The sequence below is a fragment of the Micromonospora sp. WMMD708 genome (assembly GCF_049315245.1).
In the GTDB taxonomy this organism is placed as follows: Bacteria; Actinomycetota; Actinomycetes; order Mycobacteriales; family Micromonosporaceae; genus Micromonospora; species Micromonospora wenchangensis.
In genome coordinates this window covers 3,763,384-3,787,352 of the sequence record NZ_CP186060.1, presented here as the reverse complement: position 1 = coordinate 3,787,352, position 23,969 = coordinate 3,763,384, and the positions used below count along the sequence as shown (strand labels likewise).

Sequence of the window (23,969 nt, the reverse complement as noted above, 5' to 3'; positions counted from 1 at the left end):
CCCCGGCGGCCGGGCCGCCGGGGCGACGCCGGGTGGGCTACTGCTGACGGATGAGCCGGTCGAGGTCGGGCTGCCGGTCGAGCACCCGGTACCTGCCGGCGAGTTCGGCGAGGGTCTGCAGGCTGGCCCGGTCGACGTCCCAGCCGAACGCCGGCAGCCTGACCGACTCCGCCACCGGCGGCGGCAGTTGGAGGTTGTCCTTGATGGCCTGCCGAAGGGCCGGCGCGTTGGCCGGGTCCTGCGCCCACTGGAGGGTCTTCTTCATCGCCGCGGAGAAGTCCCCGACCAGCTCGGCGTCCTTGTCGAGGCGGGCGGTGGTGGTGATGGTGGTCAGGGTGGCAAGGCCCGGCACCACCGCCTGGTAGGGCGCCACGACAAACCTGTCGCCCCGGCCCTTCAGTTGGGTGACGAAGGGTTCCGGCACCCAGGCGGCGTCGATGTTGCCCGCCGCGAGCTGGGCCGGGGCGTCCGGGAAGGCCACCTCGACGAACTTGACCTTCCTGGGGTCGCCGCCGTCCTTCTCCACCGCCGCCATGATCGTGACGTCGCCGGCCGCGCCCAGGCTGTTGACCGCGACCCGTTTGCCGGCGAGGTCGGCCGGCCGGGTGACACCCGACTTCGCCGAGGCCACCACGGCGTTGATGTCGTCGCCCTGGGCGTACGAGGAGGCGTAGTTGCCGATGATGACGACGCCGAGGTTCTGCAGGTCGGCGCGGAACGGGCCGAACGGCTGGCCGATGGCGAAGTCGATGTCGCCGTTCATCAGCGCCGGGATGGCCTGCGCGCCGCCCTGGGCGGGCAGCACCTCGACCTGGAGCCCGCGCTCGGCGAACAGGCCCGCCTTGATGCCGCCCCACAGCGCGGCGGTCTCGGTGATCGGCAGCGCCGCGACCCGGACCTTGCGCAGGTCGCCGGAGGTCGGCGCGGACGGGGTGGACGCGTCGGAGTCGGTACATCCGGTGAGGGCGACCGCGGCGGCGATCAACCCGAGAGCCATGACCTTCTTCATTGACGAGGCCCTTCCTGGGCGGGGGTGGTGGGGTGCGTCGGAAGTCGGCGGGATGCCTCGGACCTGCGGGGGGAACCAACCGCTGCGTGGGGGCGCACGCCGCTGTGGTGGCCATGGTCAGCCACCCCGACATCGAAAGTCAAGAATTTCTGACGCCCGTCATGAATAAGTTGAACGACGCTGCGTCGTGGTGACGTCGCTCAGACCTCGGGCAGGCCCACGTAGTTCTCGGCCAGACTCGTCGCGTACGCCCGTGAGGTGGCGGCGTACCGCAGCGTCGCGGTCTGCAACTTCGCCTCGTACGGGTCGTCGTGCGCCAGCCGGTGCAGCATCGAGGTCATCCACCAGGAGAAGTGCTGGGCCCGCCAGACCCGGCGTAGCGCGGTGGTGGAATAGCCCGCCAGCAGGTCGGTGCGGCCGTGGGAGTACCAGGCGGCGAACGCCTCGCCGAGCAGCGCCACGTCGGCCAGCGCCAGGTTCATGCCCTTGGCCCCGGTGGGCGGGACGATGTGCACGGCGTCCCCGGCCAGGTACAACCGCTCCCACTGCATCGGCTCCACCACGAAACTGCGCATCGGGGTGATCGACTTCTCCAGCACCGGGCCCTCGGTGAGCGACCAGCCCGGCACCGTCTCCAGCCGGACCCGCAGTTCCGCCCAGATCCGCTCGTCCGGCCACGCGGCGAGGTCCTCGTCGGGGGCGACCTGGAGGTAGAGCCGGGAAACCTGCGGTGAGCGCATGCTGTAGAGGGCGAAACCCCGCTCGTGGTGGGCGTAGACGAGTTCCTCCACGGCCGGCGCGGCGGCGGCGAGCACCCCCAGCCAGGCGAACGGGTAGGCCCGCTCGTAGCTGGTCAGCACCCCGTCGGGCACCGCGCCCCGGCTCACCCCGTGGAACCCGTCGCAGCCGGCCACGAAGTCGCAGCGCAGTTCCTCGTCGCGGCCGTCGCGTCGGTAGTGGACCACCGGGCCGGGGGAGTCGAGCCCGTCCAGCCGGGTCACCCCGGCGTCGAACAGGATCGTGCCGCCGGCCGCGAGGCGCGCGGCGATCAGGTCCTTGACCACCTCCTGCTGCCCGTAGACGGTGATCGCCCGGCCGGTCAGCTCGGTCATCGGCACCCGGTGCGACTCCCCGGCGAAGCGCAGTTCGATGCCCTCGTGCCGCAGTCCCTCGCGCAGCAGCCGCTCACCGAGGCCGGTGCGGCAGAGCAGGTCGACCGAGCCCTGTTCGAGCACCCCGGCGCGCAGCCGGTGCTCGACGTGCTCGCGGCTGCGGCTCTCCAGCACCACCGAGGAGATGCCCTGCCGGTGCAGCAGGTGCGACAGCATGAGCCCCGCCGGCCCGGCGCCGACGATGCCGACCTGGGTACGCATCCCGGTCCGTCCTTCCTGGACGCCGGCCCGACACCGGGGCCCGGCGGCGGGCCACCGAAGGTGTTCGCTGGGCGAACGGGTGTTCTCCCATTGAACGTTGGCACGTGACCCGGCTCCCGTCAACGTCCTGCCCGGACGGTGGTCGTCCCGACGCCGGAGCCCGATGCGGACATTGACGGATGTCGCCGCCGGTCGTACGTTCGACATGAGCACGATGGTCCGCATGGCGAACACCGGTCCGAGGTGAGGCGGGAGGCCCGTGGCAACGCTCGTCCCGCTGGCGCAGGCCGTGGCGGAACTGGTCCGCGACGGCGACGTGGTGGCCCTGGAGGGCTTCACCCACCTCATCCCGTTCGCCGCCGGTCACGAGATCATCCGCCAGCGACGGCAGGAACTGACCCTGGTCAGGATGACCCCCGACGTCATCTACGACCAGCTCATCGGTGCCGGGTGCGCCCGCCGGCTGGTCTTCTCCTGGGGCGGCAACCCCGGCGTCGGATCGCTGCACCGGTTCCGCGACGCCGTGCAGCACTCCTGGCCGCGCCCGCTGGAGCTGGAGGAACACAGCCACGCCGGGATGGCCAACCGCTACGTGGCAGGCGCGTCCGGCCTGCCGTTCGCCGTGCTGCGCGGCTACACCGGCACCGACCTGCCCCGGCACACCGCCAACGTCAGCTCGGTCGACTGCCCCTTCACCGGCGAGACCCTCACCGCCGTGGCGGCCCTTCGCCCCGACGTGACCGTGGTGCACGCCCAACGCGCCGACCGGGCCGGCAACGTGCAGCTGTGGGGCATCACCGGCGTGCAGAAGGAGGCGGTGCTCGCCGCCCACCGGTCGCTGGTCACCGTCGAGGAGGTCGTGCCCGAGCTGACCCCCGTCCCCGGGCAGGTCGTGCTGCCCGGCTGGGCGGTCACCGCCGTGGCCGAGGTGCCCGGCGGCGCCCACCCCTCCTACGCCCAGGGCTACTCGGTCCGGGACAACGACTTCTACCGGGCCTGGGACGCCGTCAGCCGGGACCGCGACACCTTCCGCGACTGGCTCGACCGGCACGTGCACCGGGCCGGGGCGGCGGCGTGACCGCGCGGCCCGCCCCCGCCCCGGGGGGCCCGACGTGACCGCCCCGGCCGGATGGACCGCCGACGAGATGATGACCGTCGCCGCCGCCCGGCAGCTCCGCGACGGCGTCGCCTGCTTCGTCGGGATCGGGCTGCCCAGCACCGCGGCGAACCTCGCCCGCGCCACCCACGCCCCGAACCTGGTGCTCGTCTACGAGTCCGGCTGCCTCGGCGCGAAACCCGACCGGTTGCCGTTGTCCATCGGCGACGGCGTCCTCGCCGACACGGCCGACGCGGTCGTGTCGGTGCCCGAGGTGTTCAACTACTGGCTCCAGCCCGGCCGGATCGACGTCGGCTTCCTCGGCGCGGCCCAGCTCGACCGCTACGGCAACCTCAACACCACGGTCGTCGGCGACGACTACGCGACCCCGGCCGTCCGGCTGCCCGGCGCGGGCGGGGCACCGGAGATCGCCGCCTCCTGCCGCGAGGTCGTGGTGATCGTCCGGCAGAACCCGCGCACCTTCACCGCGCGGGTCGACTTCGTCACCTCGGTCGGCTACGGCACGGGCCCGGGTGACCGGGAACGGCTCGGCCTGCGCGGCGGCGGCCCCCGACTGGTGATCACCGACCTCGGCGTCCTGGAACCCGACCCGGTCAGCTGCGAGCTGACCCTGACCCGGCTGCACCCCGGCGTGACCCGGGAGCAGGCGCGGGCCGCCACCGGCTGGGACCTCGCCGTCGCCGAGCCGCTGACCACGAACGACCCGCCCACGGCAGACGAGTTGGCGGTGCTGCGCGCGCTACGGGCGACGGCCGAGGGGAGCCGACCATGACCGAGGACACCACCGGACGCCGGCTGGTGCTGCCGGCGTACCGGCGTGACGACGTCGACGCCCACCCGCCGCTGTTCAGCCCCGGCTACCGGTCGACCGTGACGCGGGCCCCCCGGCAACCGCTGACCCACCTGCCGCAGCGGCTGACCGAGATCACCGGGCCGCTGCTGGGTGAGGGACGCCTCGGCGACCTCGACCACGACCTGACCCGCCAGCACGACGGGCCACCACAGGGGCAGCGGATCATCGTGCACGGCCGCATCCGCGACGGCGACGGCCGGCCGGTGCCGCGTACGCTCGTCGAGATCTGGCAGGCCAACGCCGCCGGGCGCTACCGTCACGCCCGCGACACCTGGCCGGCCCCGATCGACCCGCACTTCGACGGGGTGGGCCGCACGCTCACCGACGACCAGGGGCGGTACCGGTTCGTCACCGTGCAACCGGGTGCCTACCCCTGGCGCAACCACGACAACGCCTGGCGGCCGGCGCACATCCACTTCTCCCTGTTCGGCCGGGCGTTCACCCAGCGGCTGGTGACCCAGATGTACTTCCCCGGCGACCCGCTGTTCTTCCAGGACCCGGTGCTGCACTCGGTGCGCGACCCGATGGCCCGGCAACGCCTGGTCGCCCGCTACGACCACACCGCCACGCAGCCCGAGTGGGCGCTGGCCTACGCCTTCGACATCGTGCTGCGGGGCCGCGAGGGCACCCCCTTCGAGGACGGGGACGACGATGGGTGACCGGCTGGGCGTCACCCCGGCGCAGACCGTCGGGCCGTACCTGAGCATCGGCCTGCACTGGCCCGACGGCCCGTACGTCGTCCCCGAGGGCACCCCCGGCGCATTCTGGATCCGGGGCCGGATCGTCGACGGCACCGGCGAACCCGTGGTCGACGCGCTGGTGGAAAGCTGGCAGGCCGACCCGGACGGCCGGTTCGACCACCCCGACGACCCGCGCGGGGCCCGGCCGCCCCGGCTCGCGGGGTTCCGGGGGTTCGGGCGCAGCGAGACCGACGACCAGGGGTGCTACCGGCTGCTGACGGTCCGACCGGGGCCACTGCCCGACCCGGACGGCGGCACCGAGGCCCCGCACCTGACCCTGTCGGTGCTCGGCCGGGGACTGCTGCACCGCCTGGTGACCCGGCTCTACTTCCCCGACGAACCGGCGGCCAACGCCGTCGACCCGGTGCTGAACAGCGTGGAGGCCGACCGCCGGGGCACGCTGCTGGCCGGCGCCGCGCCGGACGGGTTCCGCTTCGACATCCACCTGCAGGGCGACCGTGAGACCGTCTTCTTCGCCGTCTGACGGCCTGCTCTCCGGCCTGTCCGCCGCCCGGAGGGCGGCGTCGTGACCCTCCGGCTGCACCTCACCGTCGACGGCCCACCCACCGCGCCGGTGCTGCTGCTCGGCGGTTCCCTCGGCACCACCGGTGCGATGTGGGAACCCCAGGTCGCGGCGCTCGCCGAACGGTTCCGGGTGATCCGCTACGACCACCTGGGCCACGGCCGCTCGGCGACGCCGGCCGGGCCGTACACGGTGGATCTGCTGGGCCGGGAGGTGCTGCGGACGCTGGACCACCTCGACGTGCCGTGGGTCCACTACGCGGGGCTGTCCCTGGGCGGCATGGTCGGCATGTGGCTCGCCGCCCACGCGCCCGACCGGGTGCGCCGGCTCGCCCTGCTGTGCACCTCGGCCCGGCTCGACCCGCCCGGCCCGTGGCGGGACCGGGCGGCCACGGTCCGCGCCGCCGGCCTGCCGGCGATCGCCGACACGGTGGTGGCCCGCTGGTTCACCCCGGCCTTCGCCGCCGCCAACCCGGATCTGGTGGCCGGTTACCGGGCGATGCTGACCGCGACCTCCCCGGCCGGCTACGCGGCCTGCTGCGAGGCGATCGCCGCCCTGGACCTGCGCCCCGAACTGGGCCGGGTCGGTGTGCCGACGCTTGTCGTCGCCGGTGCGGACGACCCGGCGATCCCCGTCGGGCACGCCCGGGAGATCGCCGACCTGGTCCCCGGGGCCCGGCTGGTCGTCCTCGACGCGGCGGCCCACCTGGCCAACGTCGAGCGACCCGGGCCGGTGGGCCGGCTCCTGCGGGAACACTTCGACCAGGCGGGTGGCTGATGGACGACCGGGAACGGCACGAGGCCGGCATGACGGTACGCCGGCAGGTGCTCGGCGACGCGCACGTCGACCGCGCGGTCGCCGGCACCGACGCGTTCACCGCCGACTTCCAGGACTTCATCACCCGCTACGCCTGGGGCGAGGTGTGGACCCGGCCCGGCCTCGACCGGCGTACCCGCAGCTGCGTCACCCTCGCGGTGCTCGCCGCCCTGCGCCACGAGGAGGAACTGGCGATGCACGTGCGGGCCGCGCTGGGCAACGGGCTGACCGAACAGGAGGTGGCGGAGGTCCTGCTCCAGGTCGGCGTCTACGCTGGCGTACCGGCGGCGAACCGGGCGTTCACGGTGGCCCGGGAGGCACTGCGGCGGGAGGCGGGGTGAGGGTGGGCGGCCAGGCGGCACGGTCACCGGAGTTCGTGCAGTCGCTGGAGCGCGGGCTCGCGGTGATCCGGGCGTTCGACGCCGAGCACCCGCAGCTCACCCTGAGCGACGTGGCCCGCCGCACCGGGCTGACCCGGGCCGCGGCCCGCCGGTTCCTGCTCACCCTGGTCGAGCTGGGCTACGTGCACACCGACGGCCGGCTGTTCTCGCTGCGGGCGCGGATCCTCGCCCTCGGCTACGCCTACCTGTCCGGCCTGGGCCTGCCCGAGATCGCCCAACCGCACATGGAGGCGCTGGTCGCGCAGGTCCACGAGTCGTGCTCGGTGTCGGTGCTCGACGGCGACGAGGTGGTCTACGTCGCCCGGGTGCCCACCCGACGGATCATGACGGTGGGGATCAGCGTCGGCACCCGGTTCCCCGCGTACGCCACGTCGATGGGGCGGGTGCTGCTCGCCGCGCAACCGGCGGACCGGTTGGACGACTACCTCGCCACCGCGCGGCTGCAACCGTTGACCCGGCGCACCGTCACCGATCCGGCGAAGCTGCGCGCTGTCCTGACGAAGATCGCCGCCCAGGGGTACGCGATCGTCGACCAGGAACTGGAGGAGGGGTTACGGTCGCTGGCCGCGCCGATCCACGGCCCGCACGGGTCGGTGGTGGCGGCGGTGAACCTGTCCGCGCACGCCTCGCGGGGGTCGTTCGAGCTGATCCGGCGCGAGTTGCTGCCGCCGCTGCTGGCCACCGCCAGGCGGATCGAGGAGGATCTGCGCGGCGCGTGAGGGCCCGGCGTCCTCACTGGACCCGGTAGAGCCGGCTCGCCGGGTCCACGACGGCGGTCAGCAGCCGGCCGGGCACGAGTCCCGGGTCGTCGGGCCGGACCGTGTCCGCCTCGAAGGGGGCGAAGCCGGGCCCGCTGATCCGCAGGTGCAGGTCGAGTTCCGGGCTCTCCCCACCGAGGTGGTGCGCCACGGTGAGGATCTCGGCGGTGGCGGCGACCCCGGTGGCGTCGAGCCGGCGTGCATCGGCACGGGACCGGTCGACCACCCGCCAGCCGAAGACACCGAAGCCGACCCCGACGATCGTGGTGAACACCCCGCCGGCGACCAGACCCCAGCGCTCCCCGGACGACACCGGCAGGTCGCCGGTCACGTCGGCGGCGAGCAGGACCGGGCCGGGCAGGCAGATGGCCACGAAGATCAGCCGGCAGAGCAGCGCGCCGAGCGGCCCGATGCGGTTCTCCGCCTCCCGGGGTGCGCTGGTCATGCCGGCACCCTAGAACACGGTGTGGCGGGCCGGTACCCGGTACCGACCCGCCGCACTGCGTGACCCGCCCGCGCGGCGGTCAGCTTCCCGTGCAGGTGGCGGTGGCTCCGGTGCCGTTTCCGGTGCCCTGGAACCCGAAGCTGGTGCTCTGCCCGGCACCGAGCCGTCCGTTGTAGCTCTGGTTGGTGACGGTGATGGTGCCGCTGGTGCCGGTGGCGACGCCGTTCCACACCGAACTGACCGCCGCCCCGCCCGGCAGGGTCAGGGTGACCCGCCAGCCGGTGAGCGCGGCGGATCCGGCGGTGACGCTGACGTTGGCGACGAACCCGCCGTTCCACTGGTCCTGCACGGCGTAGACGGCGGTGCAGCCGGCCCCACCGGGCGGGGGAGTGGTGGGCGGGGGAGTCGTCGGCGGCGGGGTGGTCGGCGGTGGGGTCGTGGGCGGGGGAGTGGTCGGCGGTGGGGTGGTGGGTGGCGGGCCGTCGAGCGTCAGGTTCTTCTGCTGGACGGTCCACTGGGTGCGGCACAGCCCGCAGTTCGCGCCGACGAAGTTGGTGCCGGCGGTGGTGTCGCCCTTGAGCCGCCACTTGAGGTAGAGCACCGCCACCCGGCCGAACTCGCCGCCGTTGGGCTGGTCGTAGGTGCCGCCGTGCCCGACGTTCAGGTTGCCCATGAAGGCGGGCAGCCCGGCGGGCAGCTTGCCCCAGTCGTCCATGGCGTTGGGGTACGCGATGTCGCTGGGCCCGCCGACGAAGTAGGCGATCGGCTTGGTGAGCCGCCGGAGCTGGTAGTCGTCGGCGTCGTTGAGCAGGCCGCTGCTGAAGATGCCGGTGGTGGTCACCCGGGGGTCGTTGGAGACGGCGTACGCCTCCAGGCCACCGCAGGAGAAGCCGGCGACGGCGACCTTGCCGGTGTCGATCCGGTTGTAGTACTTGCTGCCCTGGCGGGAGTTCTCGGCCACCGCCCAGTCGATGGACTGGGTGAGCATCTGCGAGTTGGTGGAGCCGGAGGCGTTCGGCCCGCCGTTGGCGATGGCCAGGAAGCCGTGCGAGGCGATCTCGCGCAGGAAGTTGCCCTGGGAGAGGCCGTTGGCCGAGCAGCCGCCGTTGCCCCACACGAGGATCGGCAGGCGCTCGGTCGGCAGCGTCTGGGGCCGGAAGATGGTGTGGTTGGGCAGGCTGGACGAGGTTTCGTAGTCGGCGGGGTAGGGCCCCGATCCGCCCACTGCGGCGTCGGCCGGCGTCGCGCCGAGGGCCATCAGCACGGCGGCTGCCGGCACGAGCGCGGCGGTCAGGCCCGCGTAGAGCTTCGATCTCCTTGGCATGCACCCTCCTGCGGGTGTCGGCGGTGGCACCCCTGCGGTGGCGGGTCTGCCGCCGGGCCCGACCAGGGTGGCCAGCACCGGCGACGGGGCGGGCCGACGTGGACGCGTCGGCCGCCCGGCCGCAGTCCCCACAGGCGGTCGCGGTATGCAGTTACTATCACCGGGGTAACGAAAAGTGTCAATGTGTTGCCCGCCTGGCGGGCCGGGTGCGTGGCCCGAGCGGCAACGGTCAGCCGGTGCCACGCGGGCCGCGTTCCGGTTCCGGCCGGGCGGGGTCGTCCGGGGCGTCGAAGTGGGTGATCCACCGGGCGGCGTCCGGCCAGTGCGGGGCGGTCACCTCGACCAGCCGGGTCCGGGCGAGCACGCCGAGCCGGGAGTGGACGTCGAGGAAGGTCTCCCGGGCCCGACCACGGGGCCAGGGCTGCGGCAGCAGGTGCGCGGGCAGATCCGGGTCGGTGTCGGCGAACCGACGCCAGGAGTCCATCGCGGAGGTCCGAGCCACCAGCGCGGTGGCCGGATCGACAGTGCCCCGACGGGCCGCCGCCCGCACCGGCGCGAACCGCGCGACGAACGCCGCGTAGCCGGCGGCCAGCCCGCTCAGGTCGTACGCGGCGGCCGGGCCGTGCGGTCCGGCCTCCTCGTCGAACCGGACGTGCAGAACCGACCAGCGGGCCCCCGCGACGGGGTGCAGCAGCGCCGAAAGGTCCGCCCGGACCGGCGCGGCGTCGACACCCGGCCTGATCCACACGCTGTCGTAGAGGCCCACGAAGCCGTGGGCGGTCAACGCCCGGCGTACCGCGTGCCGGGACGCCCGACCGGAGCCGGGGACCGAGAAGGAGACCAGCACCCAGTCGCCGGTCCAGTGCGGCGGCTGCGCGCCGAAGGTCAGGAAGTGCCGCATCCGGGAGCGGTGCCTGGCGATCGCCGCGGGCGTGAGGTGGTAGACCGGCGGCCGGGTGTCGCCCCGGGTGGCGATGAGCCCCCGCTTGACCAGCCGGGACAGCGCGGCGCGGGCGCTGGGCTCGGTGACCCCGAACTCCCGCAGCATCGCGACGACCGCCGCCGACGGCAGGTCGGCGTCCGTCGAGTCGAGGTACTCGCCGAGCAGGGTGGCCAGCAGGTGCTGCGGGCTCGACCCGAGCGGGGCCCGGGGGGTGCGGACATCGTGCACGGGCTGTTCGGCGGTCACCCCGTCAGATTGTCGCACCACCGTACGGCCGGTGCCGCTGACCGACCCGCCCGCACAGGCGCTGCCGAGGGTCGGTCGGTCGATGTCGACCACCCCGTCCATCCCCGCGCGCGACCACCGGCCCGGCCGGCTCACCCGACCCGGCGTCGACGGGCCAGCGCCAGCGCACCCAGCCCGGCGGCGAGCAGCCCCACCACCAGGGCGACGTAGCCGCCGCCGCGCCCGTTGCCGGTGCCGACGCCACCGTCCGCATTCGCCACCACCAGAGCACCCACGGCCGTCCCGACCACCCCCGCCGTCAGGGCCAGCACGCCGCCGCGCCGCCCGACACCGATCCGACCGGTCGGCCGGCGCAGCGCCAACCCTCCGACGACCAGCCCGGCCAGCCCCAGCAGTACGGCGGCCGTCGCCCCGAGCCGCCCGACGCTCATGGTGGTGACACCGACCGCGTCCCGCTGCGCCGACAGGTGCGCCGAGGCCGGGGCGGCGAACCCCGTCGCGCCGAGAACGACGGCGGCGACCACCGTCGACCCCAGTCGGGACGACCGGGAAATGCCTGCTGGACGCATGATGCTCCTCCTGTCCGCGGCGCGTGCCCCCACGCGCCGGTCTCCCCGATCATGGCGGCGGGCGCGGCGGCGGTCGTCCGGCGAACGTGGACAGTGCGCACTGCCGCGCTGGCGTACCCGGGCACCGCCGACGCGGTACGCCTACCGCGTCCGTGGTAGCCGCCGGTCGTCCGTCGGCAGGAGTCGCCGTCCGGTGGCAGCCGGTTAGGGTGCGCCCATGAGCACAGCACGCTGCGGTGTCCGCGACGGGGCGATCGCCGGCGGGGTGGCGGTGGTGCTGCTGGTCGCCGGGGCGGCCGGGGATCCGGGGCCCGGTCCGGTCGGCTACGCCCTGCTGGCGGCCGGCGGTCTGGCGCTCGCCGCCCGCCGGCACGCCCCGGTCGCCGTGCTCGTCGGCACCGGCGGGTGCGCGGTGGGCTGCCGGGCGGTCGGCCTCGACGTGCCCGCCGTCGCCTTCCTGTTCGCGGTGTACGCCGCCGTCCGGGCGGGACACCGCACGGCCACGGTGGTGGCGGCGGTGACGGTGCTGGTGGCACTGCCCCTGGTGGCCCTCGGCCCGCCGCAGGAACTGGCCCTGGGTGCGGCGCTCACCCGGGCCCGGGGTGTGCTCGAACTGGCCTGGCTGGTCGCCGCCGGCGCGGCGGGTGAGGCGCTGCGGCAGGCCGAGCGGCGGGCGGACGAGGCCGAGCGGACCCGGGAGGAGACGGCGCGGCGGCGGGCCGACGAGGAACGGCTGCACATCGCCCGCGAGCTGCACGACTCGCTCACCCACCAGATCTCGGTCATCACCGTGCAGGCCGAGGTGGCCGTGCATCTGGCCCACCGGCGCGGTGAGGACGTGCCGGAGGCGCTGCTGGCGATCCGGGCGGCCGGCCGGGAGGCGACCCGGGAGCTGCGGGCGACCCTGGAGGCGCTCCGGGACGACGGGGAGAGCACCCCGCCCGGCCTCGACCACGTTCCGGAGCTGGTGCGTCGGGCCCGCGCGGCGGGTCTGGACACGACCCTGACCATCGCGGGTGACCGGCACGACGTTCCGGCGGCGGTCGGTGCGACGGCGTACCGGATCGTCCAGGAGTCGCTCACCAACGTCACCCGGCACGCCGCCGCCACCACCGCGTCGATCCGGATCGACTACCGGCGCGACGCGCTCGCCATCCGGGTCGACGACGACGGCAGTGCCCTCCCGGCCGGCGTGCCCACCCCCGGCGTCGGACTGCTCGGCATGCGCGAACGGGTGGCCGCCCTCGGTGGTCGGCTACACGTCGGCCCGCGCCGTGACGGCGGTTTCACCGTCCACGCCGAACTCCCCACCGACGGCACCCCGTGATCCGGGTGCTCCTCGTCGACGACCAGCCGCTGCTGCGCAGCGGCTTCCGTGCGTTGCTCGACATCGAGGACGACATCGAGGTGGTGGGGGAGGCCGCCGACGGCGTCGCGGCGCTGGCGCTGGCCAGACGGCACCGGCCGGACATCGCGCTGCTCGACATCCAGATGCCGGTCATGGACGGCATCGAGACCACCCGGCGTATCGCAGGGGACCCGACCCTGGCCGGGGTGCGCGTCGTCATCCTGACCAACTACGGCCTGGACGAGTACGTCGTCGACGCGCTGCGTGCCGGGGCGGCCGGGTTCCTGGTCAAGGACATCGTGCCGGAGGACCTCCTGCACGCCGTGCGGGTGGCCGCCCGTGGTGACGCCCTGCTCGCGCCGTCGATCACCCGCCGGCTCATCGACAGGTACGTCTCCGCGCGCCCCCGGGTCGCCGCCGACGTCGCCCTGGCGGGGCTGACCGGTCGGGAGCGCGAGACGGTCGCCCTGGTCGCGCAGGGCCTGTCCACCACCCAGATCGCCGCCCGGCTGGTGATCAGTCCGTCGACCGCGAAGACCCACATCAACCGGGCGATGGTCAAGCTCCATGCCCGTGACCGCGCCCAGCTCGTGATCGTCGCCTACGAGTCCGGCCTGGTCACTCCCGGCGGCGGGTGAGCGCCCGGCGATCCGTACGGTTCGCACCGTCGGTCGGCCCTGCGGCGGCCCGGGCGGCCCGTGACATGATGACGCCCATGGGGAAGCAGCAGGACGTCGACCGGCCGGACCGCGACGCCGGGGCGGGTGCCCGCCCGCCCGCGACGATGGACGGCGACGTCGACGCCCGGCTCCGTCTCGCGCAGGACCCGGGCACCACCCACCTGACCCTGATCGACCTGGCCGCCGACCCGTCGCCGGTGGTCCGCCGGGCGGTCGCCAGCCGGGCCGACGCGCCCGCCCAGGCGTTGCGCCCGCTCACCCGCGACCGTGACCGCGACGTACGGGAGGCCGTGGCGCGCAATCCCGCCACCTCGATCGCCAACCTGCTGCGCCTGGTCAGGGACGTCGACCGGTGGGTCCGCTGGGCGGTGGCCGGCAACCCGGCCTGCGACGCGTCGGTCCGCCGGGCGATGGCGCAGACCGCCGACAAGGAACTGCGGGGCCTGCTCGCCGAGTCGCGTGACCTGGAGCCGGAGCTGGCCGTGCGGCTGGTCGACGACGTCTCACCCGAGGTACGGGAACGCCTCGCCGCCCACACCCACGACCCGGACGTGATGACCACGCTGCTGGCCGACCGCACGGCCCGGGTACGCAAGGGGTTGGCCCGCAATCCGCGGACCACCGCCGAGCACCGTCGCGCGCTCGCCGGGGACCCGGTGCCGGACGTCCGCGCCGCGCTGGTGTCCGCCGTCGCGCTCGACGAGGCCGACCTGCGTCCGCTGGTGGAGGACCGGTCGGCGCAGGTGCGGATGGCGGTGGCGACGTCGGAACTCGTCCCGGCGCACCTGCGGCAGGCGCTCACCGACGACCCGGACGAGCTGGTCGCGGGCGCGGCCCGGCAGTTCCGCCCCGGAGCGGCGACCTCCCCGGTGGTACGCGCGCCGCGCGTCGGCCACCGCACCGCCGGGCCGGGTCGGTCGGGCGACACCCGGCGCTGAGCCCGTAGCCGCGTACGACAGGTGTCGCGGTGAGGGCTTACCCCCAGATGGAGGGTGCGCGACACTTCTCGGGCGGATCGATCGGGGTGGCTCCCTTCGTTTCCTTCCGACCGGACGGTAGCATTGTCTGGCTGTATCGCGGACAGGGAGGCCATTGATGGCGCGTGCGACGTCCCGCCCGGAGTCGACCCGACGCCGGCAACGCTGGCCCGACGGGTACGACCCGGAGAACACCCGCAACTCGTTGATCACGAGTGCGTTGGGGCTGATCGAGCAACGGGGCTTCGACCGCACCTCGGTGCAGGAGATCGCCGACCAGGCGCAGCTCACCAAGGGTGCCTTCTACCACCATTTCGCCAGCAAGGACGACCTGCTGCGGCACATCCAGGAGGAGTACCTGGAGGCGCAACTCGCCGCCATCCAGAAGATCGAGACCGACAGCGACGACCCGACCGTACGGGTACGCGAGCTGATCCGGTTCAGCCTCACCAGCGTGGCCGAGTACCGGGCCCACGTGACGATCTTCTACCAGGAGCGGCGGTACCTCTCCGGTGACCTGTTCGCCGAGGTGACCCGCAAGCGGGGTCTGGTGGAGGCGGCGTTCGCCGGGATGATCGCCGACGGGGTCGCCCGGGGGGCGTTCCGCGCGGACGTCGACCCGCGCATCGCCACCTTCGGGCTGGTCGGCATGTGCGCCTGGGCCTACCAGTGGCTCAACGTCGGCGGACCGCTCAGCGTCGACGAGGTGGCCCGCCAGTTCAGCGCGATGGTGCTGGAGGGCCTGACCGCCTGAATCCCGCCGGGGCCCTCGACCCGCCCGTCAGTCCTTGAGGAGTTGGCGGGCCATGACGATGCGTTGGACCTGGTTGGTGCCTTCGTAGATCTGGGTGATCTTGGCGTCGCGCATCATCCGTTCGACGGGGTAGTCGCGGGTGTAGCCATAGCCGCCGAGCAACTGCACGGCGTCGGTGGTGATCTCCATGGCGGCGTCGGAGGCGAAACACTTGGCCGCCGCACCGAAGTAGGTGAGGTCGGTGTCGCCGCGTTCGGACTTTGCGGCGGCGGTGTAGGTGAGTTGGCGGGCGGCTTCGAGTTTCATGCCCATGTCGGCGAGCATGAACTGGATGCCTTGGAACTCGGCGACCGGTTTGCCGAACTGCCGGCGTTCCTGCACGTAGCCCCTGGCGTAGTCCAGGGCGCCCTGGGCGATGCCGACGGCCTGGGCGGCGATGGTGACCCGGGTGTGGTCGAGGGTCTTCATCGCGGTGGCGAAGCCGGTGCCCTCGGCGCCGATGATGCGGTCGGCGGGGATGCGGACGTTGTCGAGGTAGACCTCGCGGGTGGGGGAGCCCTTGATGCCGAGTTTCTTCTCGGGTGCGCCGAAGCTGACCCCGGGGTCGGACTTCTCGACCACGAACGCGGAGATGCCCCGGGACCGGGCGGCCGGGTCGGTCACCGCGAAGACCGTGTAGTACTCCGAGACGCCGGCGTTGGTGATCCACCGCTTCACGCCGTTGAGGATCCAGTGATCACCGTCACGGACGGCCCGGGTGGTCATGGAGGCCGCGTCGCTGCCGGCCTCGGGCTCGGACAGGCAGTACGAGAACATCGCCTCACCCGCCGCCACCGGCGTCAGATAACGCCGCTTCAACTCCTCCGACCCCGCCAACAGCAGGGGCATCGTGCCCAGTTTGTTCACCGCCGGGATCAGCGACGACGAGGCACACGCCCGCGCCACCTCCTCGATGACGATCGCAGTGGCCAGGGCGTCCGCGCCCGCGCCGCCGTACTCGACGGGGATGTGCGGGGCGTGGAAGTCGGCGGCCCGCAGGGCGTCGTACGAGAACGTGGGGAACTCCCCCGTCTCGTCGGCCTCGGCCGCGTGCGGGGCCACCTTGGCGGCACAGACCTCACGGACCGCCTCGCGGACCGCGTCGTGCTCCTCGGGCAACCGGTACGCCTCGAACACCACAGACCCCCTCGTCAGAACCGCCGGCCAGCAAAATACCATTCGGTCGGAATGTCGGGCACCCCTTGAGTTGTCCGGGCCGGAGGTGTTAGATACCCACCAGTCGGAATGTGGGAGGCCGGATGACCCGCGCGGTCCGGGCAGGCATGGACTTCGTCTCCGCGCTCGACCGGGGCAGCCTCGGTGGCCTCGCCCGGTTGTGCGCCGCCGACGCGACCTGGTGGGTGGACACCGGTCCGGACCGTCGCGGCGGCGACCCGGCCCTCGCGCCGCACGGCAGTGGCCGCTTCCCCCTGCACGGCCTCATGCGGATGGACGACAAGCTGGCGCTGATGCGGTCCCTCGGCCCGCACGCGTTCCCCACCGGCTGCCGGCAGATCCCCCGCCGGATCGTCGCCGGGGACGACACCTGCGTCATCGAGGTCGAGGGGTACGGCGTCCACGCCAGCGGACGCGAGTACGCCAACCGCTACGGCTTCGTCGTCGACGTGGACCGGGCGGGTGCGATCGTCGCCGTGCGGGAGTACCTCGACACCGCCCACGCGCAGCACGTGGTGGGCGACGACGCCCCCGTACCCCGCAGCAGCCTCGACGACCCCCCGCACCGCGACCCGCCCGACCCGGCCGATGCGCCCCCGGCGCTGGCGACCGCGCTGGCGATGTGGCCGGCCCTCGCCCGGGGCGACCTCGACACGTTCGGCGCGCTCTTCACCGCCGACGCCACCTGGTGGACCGACTCCGGCCGCCGCCGCGACCTCGGCCGGCACCACGGCCGGGGCGACCTCGACGCCAACGGCCCACTGCACGGCCGGGTCGCGATGAGCGGGAAACTCGCCGCTATGCGGGCCCGGCTGGCCGGCGGGACCTACCGGTCGGCCGGGATCGCGGTCACCGCCGACCGGTGGATCGTCGACGACACCCTGGTCGCCGTCGAGGCCCACGGACACGCCGTCCTCGGCGACGACGCCCGCTACCAGAACCGCTACCTCTGGATCGTCGACGTCCGACCCGGCGGCATCACCGAGGTCCGCGAGTACTGCGACACCCTGCACGTCACCGACCTGATGGGCGGCGCACCCGTCGACCGCCCCGGAGAGGACCACCGATGACCGGCGCAGTGATCACCGACATCGACGAGGTGCTGACCACCACCCGCGCGGTGCGCCACCGGCTGGACTTCGACCGGCCCGTCGGCCGCGCCGTCGTCGAGGAGTGCCTGCGCCTCGCCCAGCAGGCACCGATGGGCTCCAACCTGGAGGACTGGCGGATCGTCGCGGTCGACGACCCGGCACTCAAGCGGAAGCTATCCACCCTGTACACCGAGATCTGGCACGCCACCGTCGCCCGCCCGCTGGCCGACGGCGAGGCGGCCACCACCACCCGGTTGTCACCCGGCGTCCGGGCCGACCCGCAGGCCCAGGCCCGCCAGCAGCGGGTCCTCGCCGCCGTCAAGCACCTCGTCGACCACCTGGCGCAGGTGCCCGTCCTGGTCGTGCTGTGCAGCACCAAACCGGTTCCGCAACGGCCCGTCGGCGGCACCGCCTCCGGCTACTACGGGTCGATCTTCCCGTTCGCCTGGTCGTTCCAGCTCGCCCTGCGCTCCCGGGGCCTCGGCTCGGTGCTGGCCACCGCCCTGGCCCACCGGGCCACCCGGGTACGCGAGGTGCTCGGCCTGCCCGACGACTGGCGACCGGTCACCCTCGTCCCGGTCGCCTACACCCGGGGCCTGGACTTCCGCCCCGCCGCCCGCGCCGACCTCGCCGACGTGGCGTTCTGGAACGGGCCCACCGAGCCGGCCGGATCGGCGACCCGGTGAGAGCCGCCCACGTCCGCACCCCGAGCGCCGCCGACCCGGTGGGCGCGCTGCTCGTCGGCGACCTCGCCGTCCCGCAGACGCCACCGGGCTGGGTGGAGGTCGACGTCCGGGCCGGTGCGCTGAACATGCACGACCTGTGGACGCTGCGCGGCATCGGCACCACCGGGCACGACGGGCCCCGGGTCATCGGCAGCGACGCGGCCGGCGTCGCCGCAGGCCGCGAGGTGATCGTCTACCCGGTGCTGCCCACCGCGCCGGACGGCCGGACCGTCCCGCACGCCACCCTGCTGCCCGACGCCGGCCACGGCGTGCTCGCCGAACGGATCGTCGTCCCGGCGGCCCACCTCGTCGCCAAGCCCGCCGGACTGAGCTGGGCCGAGGCCGCCAGCCTCCCGACCGCCTGGCTCACCGCGTACCGGATGCTGTTCACCCGGGCGGCGGTCGGTCCCGGGCGGACCGTGCTGGTGCAGGGCGCGGGCGGCGGGGTGGCGACCGCCGCGATCAGCCTCGCCGTGGCCGCCGGCGCCACTGTCATGGTCACCTCCCGGTCGGCGGCCAAACGGGAACGGGCCCTCGCCCTCGGCGCGGCCGTCGCCCTGGACGTCGGCGCGCGGACCCCGGAACTCGCCGACATCGTGGTGGAGACCGTCGGCGCGGTCACCTTCGACCACTCGACCCGCTGCACCCGGGCCGGCGGCACCATCGTGGTGTGCGGCGGCACCAGCGGCTTCACCGCCGAGCTGGACCTGCCGCGGCTCTTTGCCCGGGAGATCAGCGTGCACGGCGCGACCATGGGCACCCTCGACGAGTTCGAGGCGCTGGTGGGGTTCGTCGACACCCACCGTATTCGGCCGGTCGTCGACAGCGTCGTCGACCTCGCCGACATCCGGACCCAGGCGGGCCGGATGCTGGCCGGCACCGCGTTCGGCAAGCTCTGCGTGAGCCTGACGTGACCTCCGTGGTGCTGACCCGGCGCGGGGCCGCCCTCTGGGCGCGCATCGACCGGCCCGGGTCCGGCAACGCCTGCGACAGCACCGTGCTGACCGGTCTCGAACGGTGGCTGGCCGGCGCGGCCGACCCGGCGGTACGGGTGCTGGTGCTCACCGGCACCGGCCGCAGCTTCTGCGCCGGAGCCGACCTCGCCGAGGCCACCGGCCTGCTCGGCGACCTGCCCGCGCTGCTGGCCCACCTCGACCGGGGCCGCCGCCTCGTCCGCTCCCTCCGGGCCGCCCCGGTGCCCACCGTCGCCGCGGTCAACGGGGCGGCCTTCGGCGGCGGCCTCGAACTGCTGCTCGGCTGCGACATCGCGGTCGCCGCCGACACCGCCCGGATCGGCGACCGGCACCTCGCCGCCGGTCAGGTCCCCGGGTGGGGGTCCAGCGTGCTGCTGCCCCTCGCTGTCGGCCCGGCGCTCGCCCGACGCCTGCTGCTCACCGGGGAGACCTGGTCGGCCGAGGAGTCCGCACACCGGGGACTGGTCAGCGCCGCCGTCGCCGACGACCGGCTCGTCGGGCACGTCGACGCGCTGGCCGGGGCGGTCGCGGCCCTCGACGAGGCGGCGGTCCGCCGGATGCTCGCCGTCGCCCGCCCGTCGGTGGCCGAGGCGGACTGGGACCGGGAGTGGGCGACCCTCACCGCGCACGTCACGGCCCAGGCCGCGACCCGGGCCGGATCGACCTCCCCGCCCGACCGCCGCACCCCCGGGTCACCGACCCGACCCGACACCCTGGACCGACCACCCGGAACGGAGCACCCCCGATGCGCACCATGAGACGGACCACCGTCGACACCCCGTCCGACCTGCTGGGGCTGGTCGGCACGGAGTTGGGCGTCAGTGCGCCGCAGGTGGTGACCCAGCGGCAGGTCGACCAGTTCGCCGACGTCACCGGGGACCACCAGTGGATCCACGTCGACGTCGAACGGGCCCGGTCCGGGCCGTTCGGTGGCACCGTCGTGCACGGGTTCCTCACCCTGGCCCTCGTCCCGTGCCTGCTCGCCGACATCCTGGAGGTGCGGACCTTCTCGATGGGGGTCAACTACGGCCTCGACCGGGTCCGGTTCGTCCGGCCGCTGCCGCCCGGGGTCGAGATCCAGGGCACCGCGACGCTCGTCGCGGCCACCGCGATCACCGCGCCCGGCCCGCAGGCCACCCCCGGGGTGCAGGCCAAGGCGTCGGTGGCGGTGGAGTTCGCCGACACGTCGCAGCCCTGCTGCGTGGCGGAGATCCTGTTCCGCTACTACGCCTGAGCGGGGAGCCGCCGCCAGGCGTCGGCCGGGTCTAGGCCGCCGCCGGGCCGGCGGTCACCCGGCCCGGCGGCGGTGGTCACTCGGTCGTCCGCGACGGCGTGACGAACCGGCCCCGGTAGAACGACAGCGCCGGCACGTCGGTGGGCTTCAGGTGGACCCGGTCGACGTCGATCAGGACGATCACGTGGTCGCCGCTGGTGATCACCTCGTCGCGTCGTCCGGCCAGGATCGCCGGGGTGTCGGGCAGCAGCGGGACGCCGTCGGGGCCGGGCACCCAGGACACCCCGTCGAGCCGTTGCTCCCCGGACAACCCGGAGGTGGCGAACCGCCGGGCCACGTCCTCCTGGTCCTGGCTGAGGATGTGCACGGCGATCCGGTCGGCGTCCATCAGCACCGGGAAGCTCGACGAGAAACTGGTGACGCAGAACAGCACCTTCGCCGGGTGCAACGAGACCGAGGTGAACGAGTTCACGGTCAGCGCGGCGACAGCGCCCCCGGCGGTCACCGCGGTCACCGCCGTCACGCCGGTGGGGAAGTGCCCGCACACCTGGCGGAACTCGGCGGAGTCGAACAGGGGCTCGGCCATCATCGGGTCACCGCCGGGTCGCAGGAGTCGTGGTCGGGACGCAGCCCGGTGTCGAGCTGGATCAGGCACAGGGTGTGCCCACCCGGGTCCTTCACCAGGTGCAGCCGTCCGTGCGGGGTGTCGACCGGCCCGACGGTCGGCTTGCCGCCCAGGGCGGTCACCCGGGCCAGCGCGTCGTCGAGCGAGGCGACGGCGAAGTAGGTGACCCACGTCGACGGGATGGGGTTCGGCCAGGCGTTGTCGAGTTCGAGGACCCCGGCGACCGGCACGTCGGCGAGCATCAGCACGGTGTAGGGCCGGGCCGTCGGCGAGTCGTCGCGCTGCTGGGTGGTGTAGCCGAACAGGGTGCGGTAGTAGGCCACCGCCTCGGCCGGCTCACCGGTGTCCAACTCGTTCCAGCACAGCGCCCCGACCGAGTTGACCGCCTGGACGCCGACGCGCGACTCACCCTGGTAGAGGCCGAAGGCCGCGCCGAACGGGTCGATCACCGCCGCGCCGGTGCCCGCCGCCGGCAGGTACCGTGGCGGCGCGACCAGTTCGCCGCCGAGCGCCACCGCCTGCCGGGCGGACGCGGTGATGTCGTCGACGGCGAAGTAGGTGAGCCAGCCCCGGGGGCGGTCGCCGTGCAGGGCGGCGGCGTCGGAGATTCCGGCGACGTCCCGCCCGTCGATGCTGCACATCCGGTAGGTGGTGCCGCCGAGGCGTTCGGCGCGGACCGTCCAGCCGAGCAGTGCGGCGTAGAAGGTCTCGGCCTGCGCCGGGTCGGGTGTGCACAGCTCCACCCAGACCGCCTCGCCGGGCTGGAATCGTGTTCTCATCCGGTTGCCCCCCTGGTCGCCGGGCCCGCGACGATCGTGCGGGCCGAGATGTCGTACGCCTGGTCGGCGGTCCCGGTGGTCAGGCTCGACTCGACGACGCCGACCACTGCCCGCAGGGTCGCCCCCGGCACGGCCAGCAGGGCGTCGACGAGGTCGTCGACCGCCGCGTCCAGCTCGTCGTCGGGGACCACCCGGGCCACCAGGCCCCAGTCGCGCAGTTGCCCGGCGGTCGCCTCCGCCACCCCGGTGAGCAGGTGGTAGGCGTGCGGCCGGGGCACCGACCGGGCGATGGTGTGGCCGACCCCGGCGGGGGCGAAGCCGTAGCGCGCCTCCGGCAGGGACAGCCGGGCGTTTTCGGCGGCGACCGGCAGGTGTACGGCGCTGAGCAGGCCGACGCCGAATCCGATGACCCGTCCCCGGACGGCCGCGACGACGGGCACCGGGAGCCGGCGGATGCGCTGCACCGTGGTGTCGCTGGCGCGCAGGTCGGCGGCGACCTCCTCCCGGGTGGCCCCGGCCAGCGCGGCGAAGGAGGAGGTGTCCCAGCCGGCGCAGAAGTGCCGCCCGGCCATGTCCAGGCGGATGACCGCGCAGTTCCCGTCGTCGGCGGCGGTCTCCAGGGTGTCGACGAGCCGGTGCAGCGTCGTGGTGTCGAAACAGTTGCCGCGCGCCGCGTTGTCGTAGCGGACCCGGGCGAGGCGGCCGTCGTGCCCATGGGTGAGGGTGATGGTCACCGCGGCATCATACAAACCGGTCGGTATGAACACAACGGTGCTGGCCGGCGGCCCTTTGTCACGCGAATGTCACGAGCGAGATACCCGGTCGACCCGTTGACTTGATACCGGCTGGTCGGTACTTTGTGGCGAACGTCACCGCCGCCTCACGCGGAGACAGAACGGGTCCATCGCAGTGAAGGACACCCATGATGATCATGAAATCCCTGCGCTCCCGGCGCTCCCTGGCACTGGCTGCGGCCCTGGCCGTCGTGGGCGCCGGCCTCACCGGGTGCGGCGGCTCCGATTCCGACGACTCCGGCTCGTCCCGCACCGCGCCCATCCGGGCGCTGCTCGCAGCCCAACCGGCGACCCTCGACCCGATCGTCGGCGCGCGCTCCGCCCAGATCGTCTGGGCGACGATGCTCGAACCCCTGATCAACACCGGTAGCGACCTCGCGCCGACCGACACCGGCCTGGTCACCAGCTGGACCCGTACCGACGCCACGACCTGGACGTTCAAGGTCCGGCCCGACATCAGCTTCAGCAACGGCGAGAAGGCCGACGCGGCAGCCGTCGCGAACACCATCACGCTCACCCGCGACAGCGCGGCCTCGCAGCTCAAGTCGTACTTCGGCAACGTCACCGCGATCGAGGCGCCCGACGCCACCACGGTCGTGGTCAAGACCAAGACCCCGCAGTACGACATCCCCGACCTGCTCACCACCGTCTACCTGGTGCCGCCGAAGTACTACCAGGAGAAGGGCTCGGAGGGCTTCGCCGCCGCACCCGTCGGCACCGGCCCGTACGTCTGGTCGGGCGCGAACGCCGGCCGCGACATCTCGGTCAAGCGCAACCCCGACTACTGGGGCACCAAGGCGACCAACGAGGGCGTCACCTTCACCTGGGCCAACGAGGCCGCCCAGCGGCTCGCGCTGATCCAGAGCAAGAGCGTGGACGTCTCCTTCGACCTGCCGCCGGCCCAGGCCAGCGCCGCCAAGGCCGCCGGGGTCGAGGTGGTCAGCACCGAGACCGCCATGAAGATCATCGCCTTCCTCGACTCCACGAAGGCGCCGTTCGACGACCCCAAGCTGCGCGAGGCGGCGGCCCTGGCCATCGACCGCGACGCCATCGTCAAGGGCATCTTCGACGGCCAGGCGGTCGCCGACGCCGGCCTGCTCAACGTCAAGCCCGGTCAGCAGCCGACGCAGAGCGTGACCGCCGACCCCGCCAAGGCCAAGGAACTGCTCGGCGGGGCGACCCCGACCGTGCAGATCACCTATCCGGCGGCCCAGTACACCAACATCGAAGAGGTGTCCCAGGCCGTCGGGGGCAGCCTGGAGAAGGCCGGCTTCAAGGTCAGCTACGTGCCGCTGGACTACGGCACGCTGGTCAAGCGGATCGTCGGCCGCCAGGTGCCCGGCCTGTCGATCTTCGCCGGGGTGCCGAACGTCGCCGTACCCGACTACTTCGTCAGCGGCTTCATGAAGACCAAGTCGATCACCGGCAACTGCCCCGACCCGCAGATCGACACCCTGGCCCAGCAGGCGCTGGAACAGAACGACGCCCAGCAGGCCGCCCCGATCTACGAGCAGCTCAACACGATCGGCGTGGTGCAGAAGCACTGCTACGTGCCGCTCTACCGGCAGGTGTTCAACTACGCGACCGGCCCCGGCGTCTCCGGCGTGGTGTTCGGCCCGCTGAACACCGTGGACTTCACGAAGGCGACCCGCTGAC

27 protein-coding genes are annotated in these 23,969 nt (G+C 73.7%); 17 read left to right on the top strand and 10 right to left on the bottom strand.

Features of this window, described 5'->3' with window-relative positions:
• Nucleotides 1–37: 37 nt before the first annotated feature.
• Together ACN260_RS16795 and ACN260_RS16790 are read right to left on the bottom strand one after the other, a co-directional pair.
• Nucleotides 38–997, bottom strand: a complete 960-nt coding sequence (locus ACN260_RS16795) for an ABC transporter substrate-binding protein (RefSeq protein ID WP_422752002.1) — start codon at nucleotides 995–997, stop codon at nucleotides 38–40.
• 212 nt (nucleotides 998–1,209) lie between these two features.
• The gene (locus tag ACN260_RS16790) at nucleotides 1,210–2,382 is read right to left on the bottom strand and encodes a 4-hydroxybenzoate 3-monooxygenase (RefSeq protein ID WP_422752001.1); all 1,173 of its coding nucleotides are present in this window, start codon (nucleotides 2,380–2,382) and stop codon (nucleotides 1,210–1,212) included.
• Nucleotides 2,383–2,641: 259 nt separating this feature from the next.
• Between ACN260_RS16790 and ACN260_RS16785 the strand changes: the two genes are divergently transcribed.
• The 7 genes from ACN260_RS16785 (at nucleotide 2,642) to ACN260_RS16755 (ending at nucleotide 7,551) form a co-directional block, all read left to right on the top strand.
• The gene (locus ACN260_RS16785) at nucleotides 2,642–3,460 is read left to right on the top strand and encodes a CoA transferase subunit A (protein ID WP_422752000.1); all 819 of its coding nucleotides are present in this window, start codon (nucleotides 2,642–2,644) and stop codon (nucleotides 3,458–3,460) included.
• Between the two features lie 67 nt (nucleotides 3,461–3,527).
• On the top strand, nucleotides 3,528–4,271 hold the full coding sequence (locus ACN260_RS16780) for a CoA-transferase subunit beta (RefSeq protein WP_422756738.1): 744 nt from the start codon (nucleotides 3,528–3,530) through the stop codon (nucleotides 4,269–4,271).
• Nucleotides 4,268–5,011, top strand: coding sequence for a protocatechuate 3,4-dioxygenase subunit beta (gene pcaH / locus ACN260_RS16775; protein ID WP_422751999.1), 744 nt, complete (start codon nucleotides 4,268–4,270; stop codon nucleotides 5,009–5,011). The genes ACN260_RS16780 and pcaH overlap by 4 nt, the downstream gene beginning before the upstream one ends.
• The gene (pcaG, locus tag ACN260_RS16770; protein ID WP_422751998.1) at nucleotides 5,004–5,576 is read left to right on the top strand and encodes a protocatechuate 3,4-dioxygenase subunit alpha; all 573 of its coding nucleotides are present in this window, start codon (nucleotides 5,004–5,006) and stop codon (nucleotides 5,574–5,576) included. Before pcaH ends, pcaG begins: the two co-directional genes overlap by 8 nt.
• A gap of 42 nt (nucleotides 5,577–5,618) precedes the next feature.
• The gene (pcaD, locus tag ACN260_RS16765) at nucleotides 5,619–6,392 is read left to right on the top strand and encodes a 3-oxoadipate enol-lactonase (RefSeq protein WP_422751997.1); all 774 of its coding nucleotides are present in this window, start codon (nucleotides 5,619–5,621) and stop codon (nucleotides 6,390–6,392) included.
• Nucleotides 6,392–6,772, top strand: a complete 381-nt coding sequence (gene pcaC, locus ACN260_RS16760; RefSeq protein WP_357762353.1) for a 4-carboxymuconolactone decarboxylase — start codon at nucleotides 6,392–6,394, stop codon at nucleotides 6,770–6,772. The genes pcaD and pcaC overlap by 1 nt, the downstream gene beginning before the upstream one ends.
• Nucleotides 6,769–7,551, top strand: a complete 783-nt coding sequence (locus tag ACN260_RS16755) for an IclR family transcriptional regulator (protein ID WP_422751996.1) — start codon at nucleotides 6,769–6,771, stop codon at nucleotides 7,549–7,551. Before pcaC ends, ACN260_RS16755 begins: the two co-directional genes overlap by 4 nt.
• A 13-nt stretch (nucleotides 7,552–7,564) precedes the next feature.
• Here the strand turns inward: ACN260_RS16755 and ACN260_RS16750 are convergent, their stop codons facing one another.
• From ACN260_RS16750 to ACN260_RS16735, 4 genes are all read right to left on the bottom strand, one after another.
• Nucleotides 7,565–8,035, bottom strand: a complete 471-nt coding sequence (locus ACN260_RS16750; protein WP_422751995.1) for a hypothetical protein — start codon at nucleotides 8,033–8,035, stop codon at nucleotides 7,565–7,567.
• Between the two features lie 79 nt (nucleotides 8,036–8,114).
• On the bottom strand, nucleotides 8,115–9,359 hold the full coding sequence (locus tag ACN260_RS16745) for a cellulose binding domain-containing protein (protein WP_422751994.1): 1,245 nt from the start codon (nucleotides 9,357–9,359) through the stop codon (nucleotides 8,115–8,117).
• 229 nt (nucleotides 9,360–9,588) lie between these two features.
• Complete coding sequence (locus tag ACN260_RS16740) at nucleotides 9,589–10,641, bottom strand: PaaX family transcriptional regulator C-terminal domain-containing protein (protein ID WP_422751993.1); 1,053 nt, start codon at nucleotides 10,639–10,641, stop codon at nucleotides 9,589–9,591.
• Between the two features lie 38 nt (nucleotides 10,642–10,679).
• A complete protein-coding gene (locus ACN260_RS16735; protein WP_422751992.1) occupies nucleotides 10,680–11,117 on the bottom strand; it encodes a DUF6223 family protein in 438 nt (145 codons plus the stop codon).
• 217 nt (nucleotides 11,118–11,334) lie between these two features.
• On the opposite strand from ACN260_RS16735, the gene ACN260_RS16730 reads away from it, so the two are divergent.
• From ACN260_RS16730 to ACN260_RS16715, 4 genes are all read left to right on the top strand, one after another.
• Nucleotides 11,335–12,444, top strand: coding sequence for a sensor histidine kinase (locus tag ACN260_RS16730; RefSeq protein WP_422751991.1), 1,110 nt, complete (start codon nucleotides 11,335–11,337; stop codon nucleotides 12,442–12,444).
• A complete protein-coding gene (locus ACN260_RS16725; protein ID WP_422751990.1) occupies nucleotides 12,441–13,103 on the top strand; it encodes a response regulator in 663 nt (220 codons plus the stop codon). Before ACN260_RS16730 ends, ACN260_RS16725 begins: the two co-directional genes overlap by 4 nt.
• Nucleotides 13,104–13,180: 77 nt before the next feature.
• A complete protein-coding gene (locus ACN260_RS16720; RefSeq protein ID WP_422751989.1) occupies nucleotides 13,181–14,083 on the top strand; it encodes a hypothetical protein in 903 nt (300 codons plus the stop codon).
• Nucleotides 14,084–14,240: 157 nt separating this feature from the next.
• Entirely contained in the window at nucleotides 14,241–14,876 is a 636-nt protein-coding gene (locus tag ACN260_RS16715; protein WP_088642644.1) for a TetR/AcrR family transcriptional regulator, read from the top strand.
• 27 nt (nucleotides 14,877–14,903) lie between these two features.
• Here the strand turns inward: ACN260_RS16715 and ACN260_RS16710 are convergent, their stop codons facing one another.
• Nucleotides 14,904–16,052 (bottom strand): acyl-CoA dehydrogenase family protein, encoded by a 1,149-nt coding sequence (locus ACN260_RS16710; protein ID WP_422751988.1) that lies wholly within the window; start codon nucleotides 16,050–16,052, stop codon nucleotides 14,904–14,906.
• Between the two features lie 122 nt (nucleotides 16,053–16,174).
• Here ACN260_RS16710 and ACN260_RS16705 point away from each other — a divergent pair, with 122 nt between their 5' ends.
• The 5 genes from ACN260_RS16705 to ACN260_RS16685 are packed head-to-tail and all read left to right on the top strand — an operon-like array spanning nucleotide 16,175 to nucleotide 20,115.
• Entirely contained in the window at nucleotides 16,175–17,161 is a 987-nt protein-coding gene (locus ACN260_RS16705; RefSeq protein WP_422751987.1) for a nuclear transport factor 2 family protein, read from the top strand.
• Nucleotides 17,158–17,868 carry a nitroreductase family protein gene (locus ACN260_RS16700; protein WP_281898312.1) on the top strand — a complete coding sequence of 237 codons (711 nt, stop codon included), beginning with the start codon at nucleotides 17,158–17,160 and terminating at the stop codon, nucleotides 17,866–17,868. The genes ACN260_RS16705 and ACN260_RS16700 overlap by 4 nt, the downstream gene beginning before the upstream one ends.
• Nucleotides 17,865–18,821 carry a zinc-binding dehydrogenase gene (locus ACN260_RS16695; protein WP_204961032.1) on the top strand — a complete coding sequence of 319 codons (957 nt, stop codon included), beginning with the start codon at nucleotides 17,865–17,867 and terminating at the stop codon, nucleotides 18,819–18,821. Before ACN260_RS16700 ends, ACN260_RS16695 begins: the two co-directional genes overlap by 4 nt.
• Entirely contained in the window at nucleotides 18,818–19,639 is an 822-nt protein-coding gene (locus ACN260_RS16690; protein ID WP_422751986.1) for an enoyl-CoA hydratase/isomerase family protein, read from the top strand. The genes ACN260_RS16695 and ACN260_RS16690 overlap by 4 nt, the downstream gene beginning before the upstream one ends.
• Complete coding sequence (locus tag ACN260_RS16685) at nucleotides 19,627–20,115, top strand: MaoC family dehydratase (protein ID WP_422751985.1); 489 nt, start codon at nucleotides 19,627–19,629, stop codon at nucleotides 20,113–20,115. Before ACN260_RS16690 ends, ACN260_RS16685 begins: the two co-directional genes overlap by 13 nt.
• A 76-nt stretch (nucleotides 20,116–20,191) precedes the next feature.
• Here ACN260_RS16685 and ACN260_RS16680 read toward each other — a convergent pair whose 3' ends face one another.
• Genes ACN260_RS16680 through ACN260_RS16670 form a run of 3 tightly spaced genes read right to left on the bottom strand, consistent with a single transcriptional unit; the run spans nucleotide 20,192 to nucleotide 22,253 of the window.
• Nucleotides 20,192–20,704 (bottom strand): flavin reductase family protein, encoded by a 513-nt coding sequence (locus ACN260_RS16680; protein ID WP_088642651.1) that lies wholly within the window; start codon nucleotides 20,702–20,704, stop codon nucleotides 20,192–20,194.
• Nucleotides 20,701–21,519: a VOC family protein gene (locus ACN260_RS16675; RefSeq protein ID WP_422751984.1), complete on the bottom strand. Its 819-nt coding sequence runs from the start codon at nucleotides 21,517–21,519 to the stop codon at nucleotides 20,701–20,703. Before ACN260_RS16675 ends, ACN260_RS16680 begins: the two co-directional genes overlap by 4 nt.
• On the bottom strand, nucleotides 21,516–22,253 hold the full coding sequence (locus ACN260_RS16670) for an enoyl-CoA hydratase/isomerase family protein (RefSeq protein ID WP_422751983.1): 738 nt from the start codon (nucleotides 22,251–22,253) through the stop codon (nucleotides 21,516–21,518). Before ACN260_RS16670 ends, ACN260_RS16675 begins: the two co-directional genes overlap by 4 nt.
• A gap of 191 nt (nucleotides 22,254–22,444) precedes the next feature.
• Between ACN260_RS16670 and ACN260_RS16665 the strand changes: the two genes are divergently transcribed.
• On the top strand, nucleotides 22,445–23,968 hold the full coding sequence (locus tag ACN260_RS16665) for an ABC transporter substrate-binding protein (RefSeq protein ID WP_422751982.1): 1,524 nt from the start codon (nucleotides 22,445–22,447) through the stop codon (nucleotides 23,966–23,968).
• The last annotated feature ends 1 nt before the right edge of the window (nucleotide 23,969 follow it).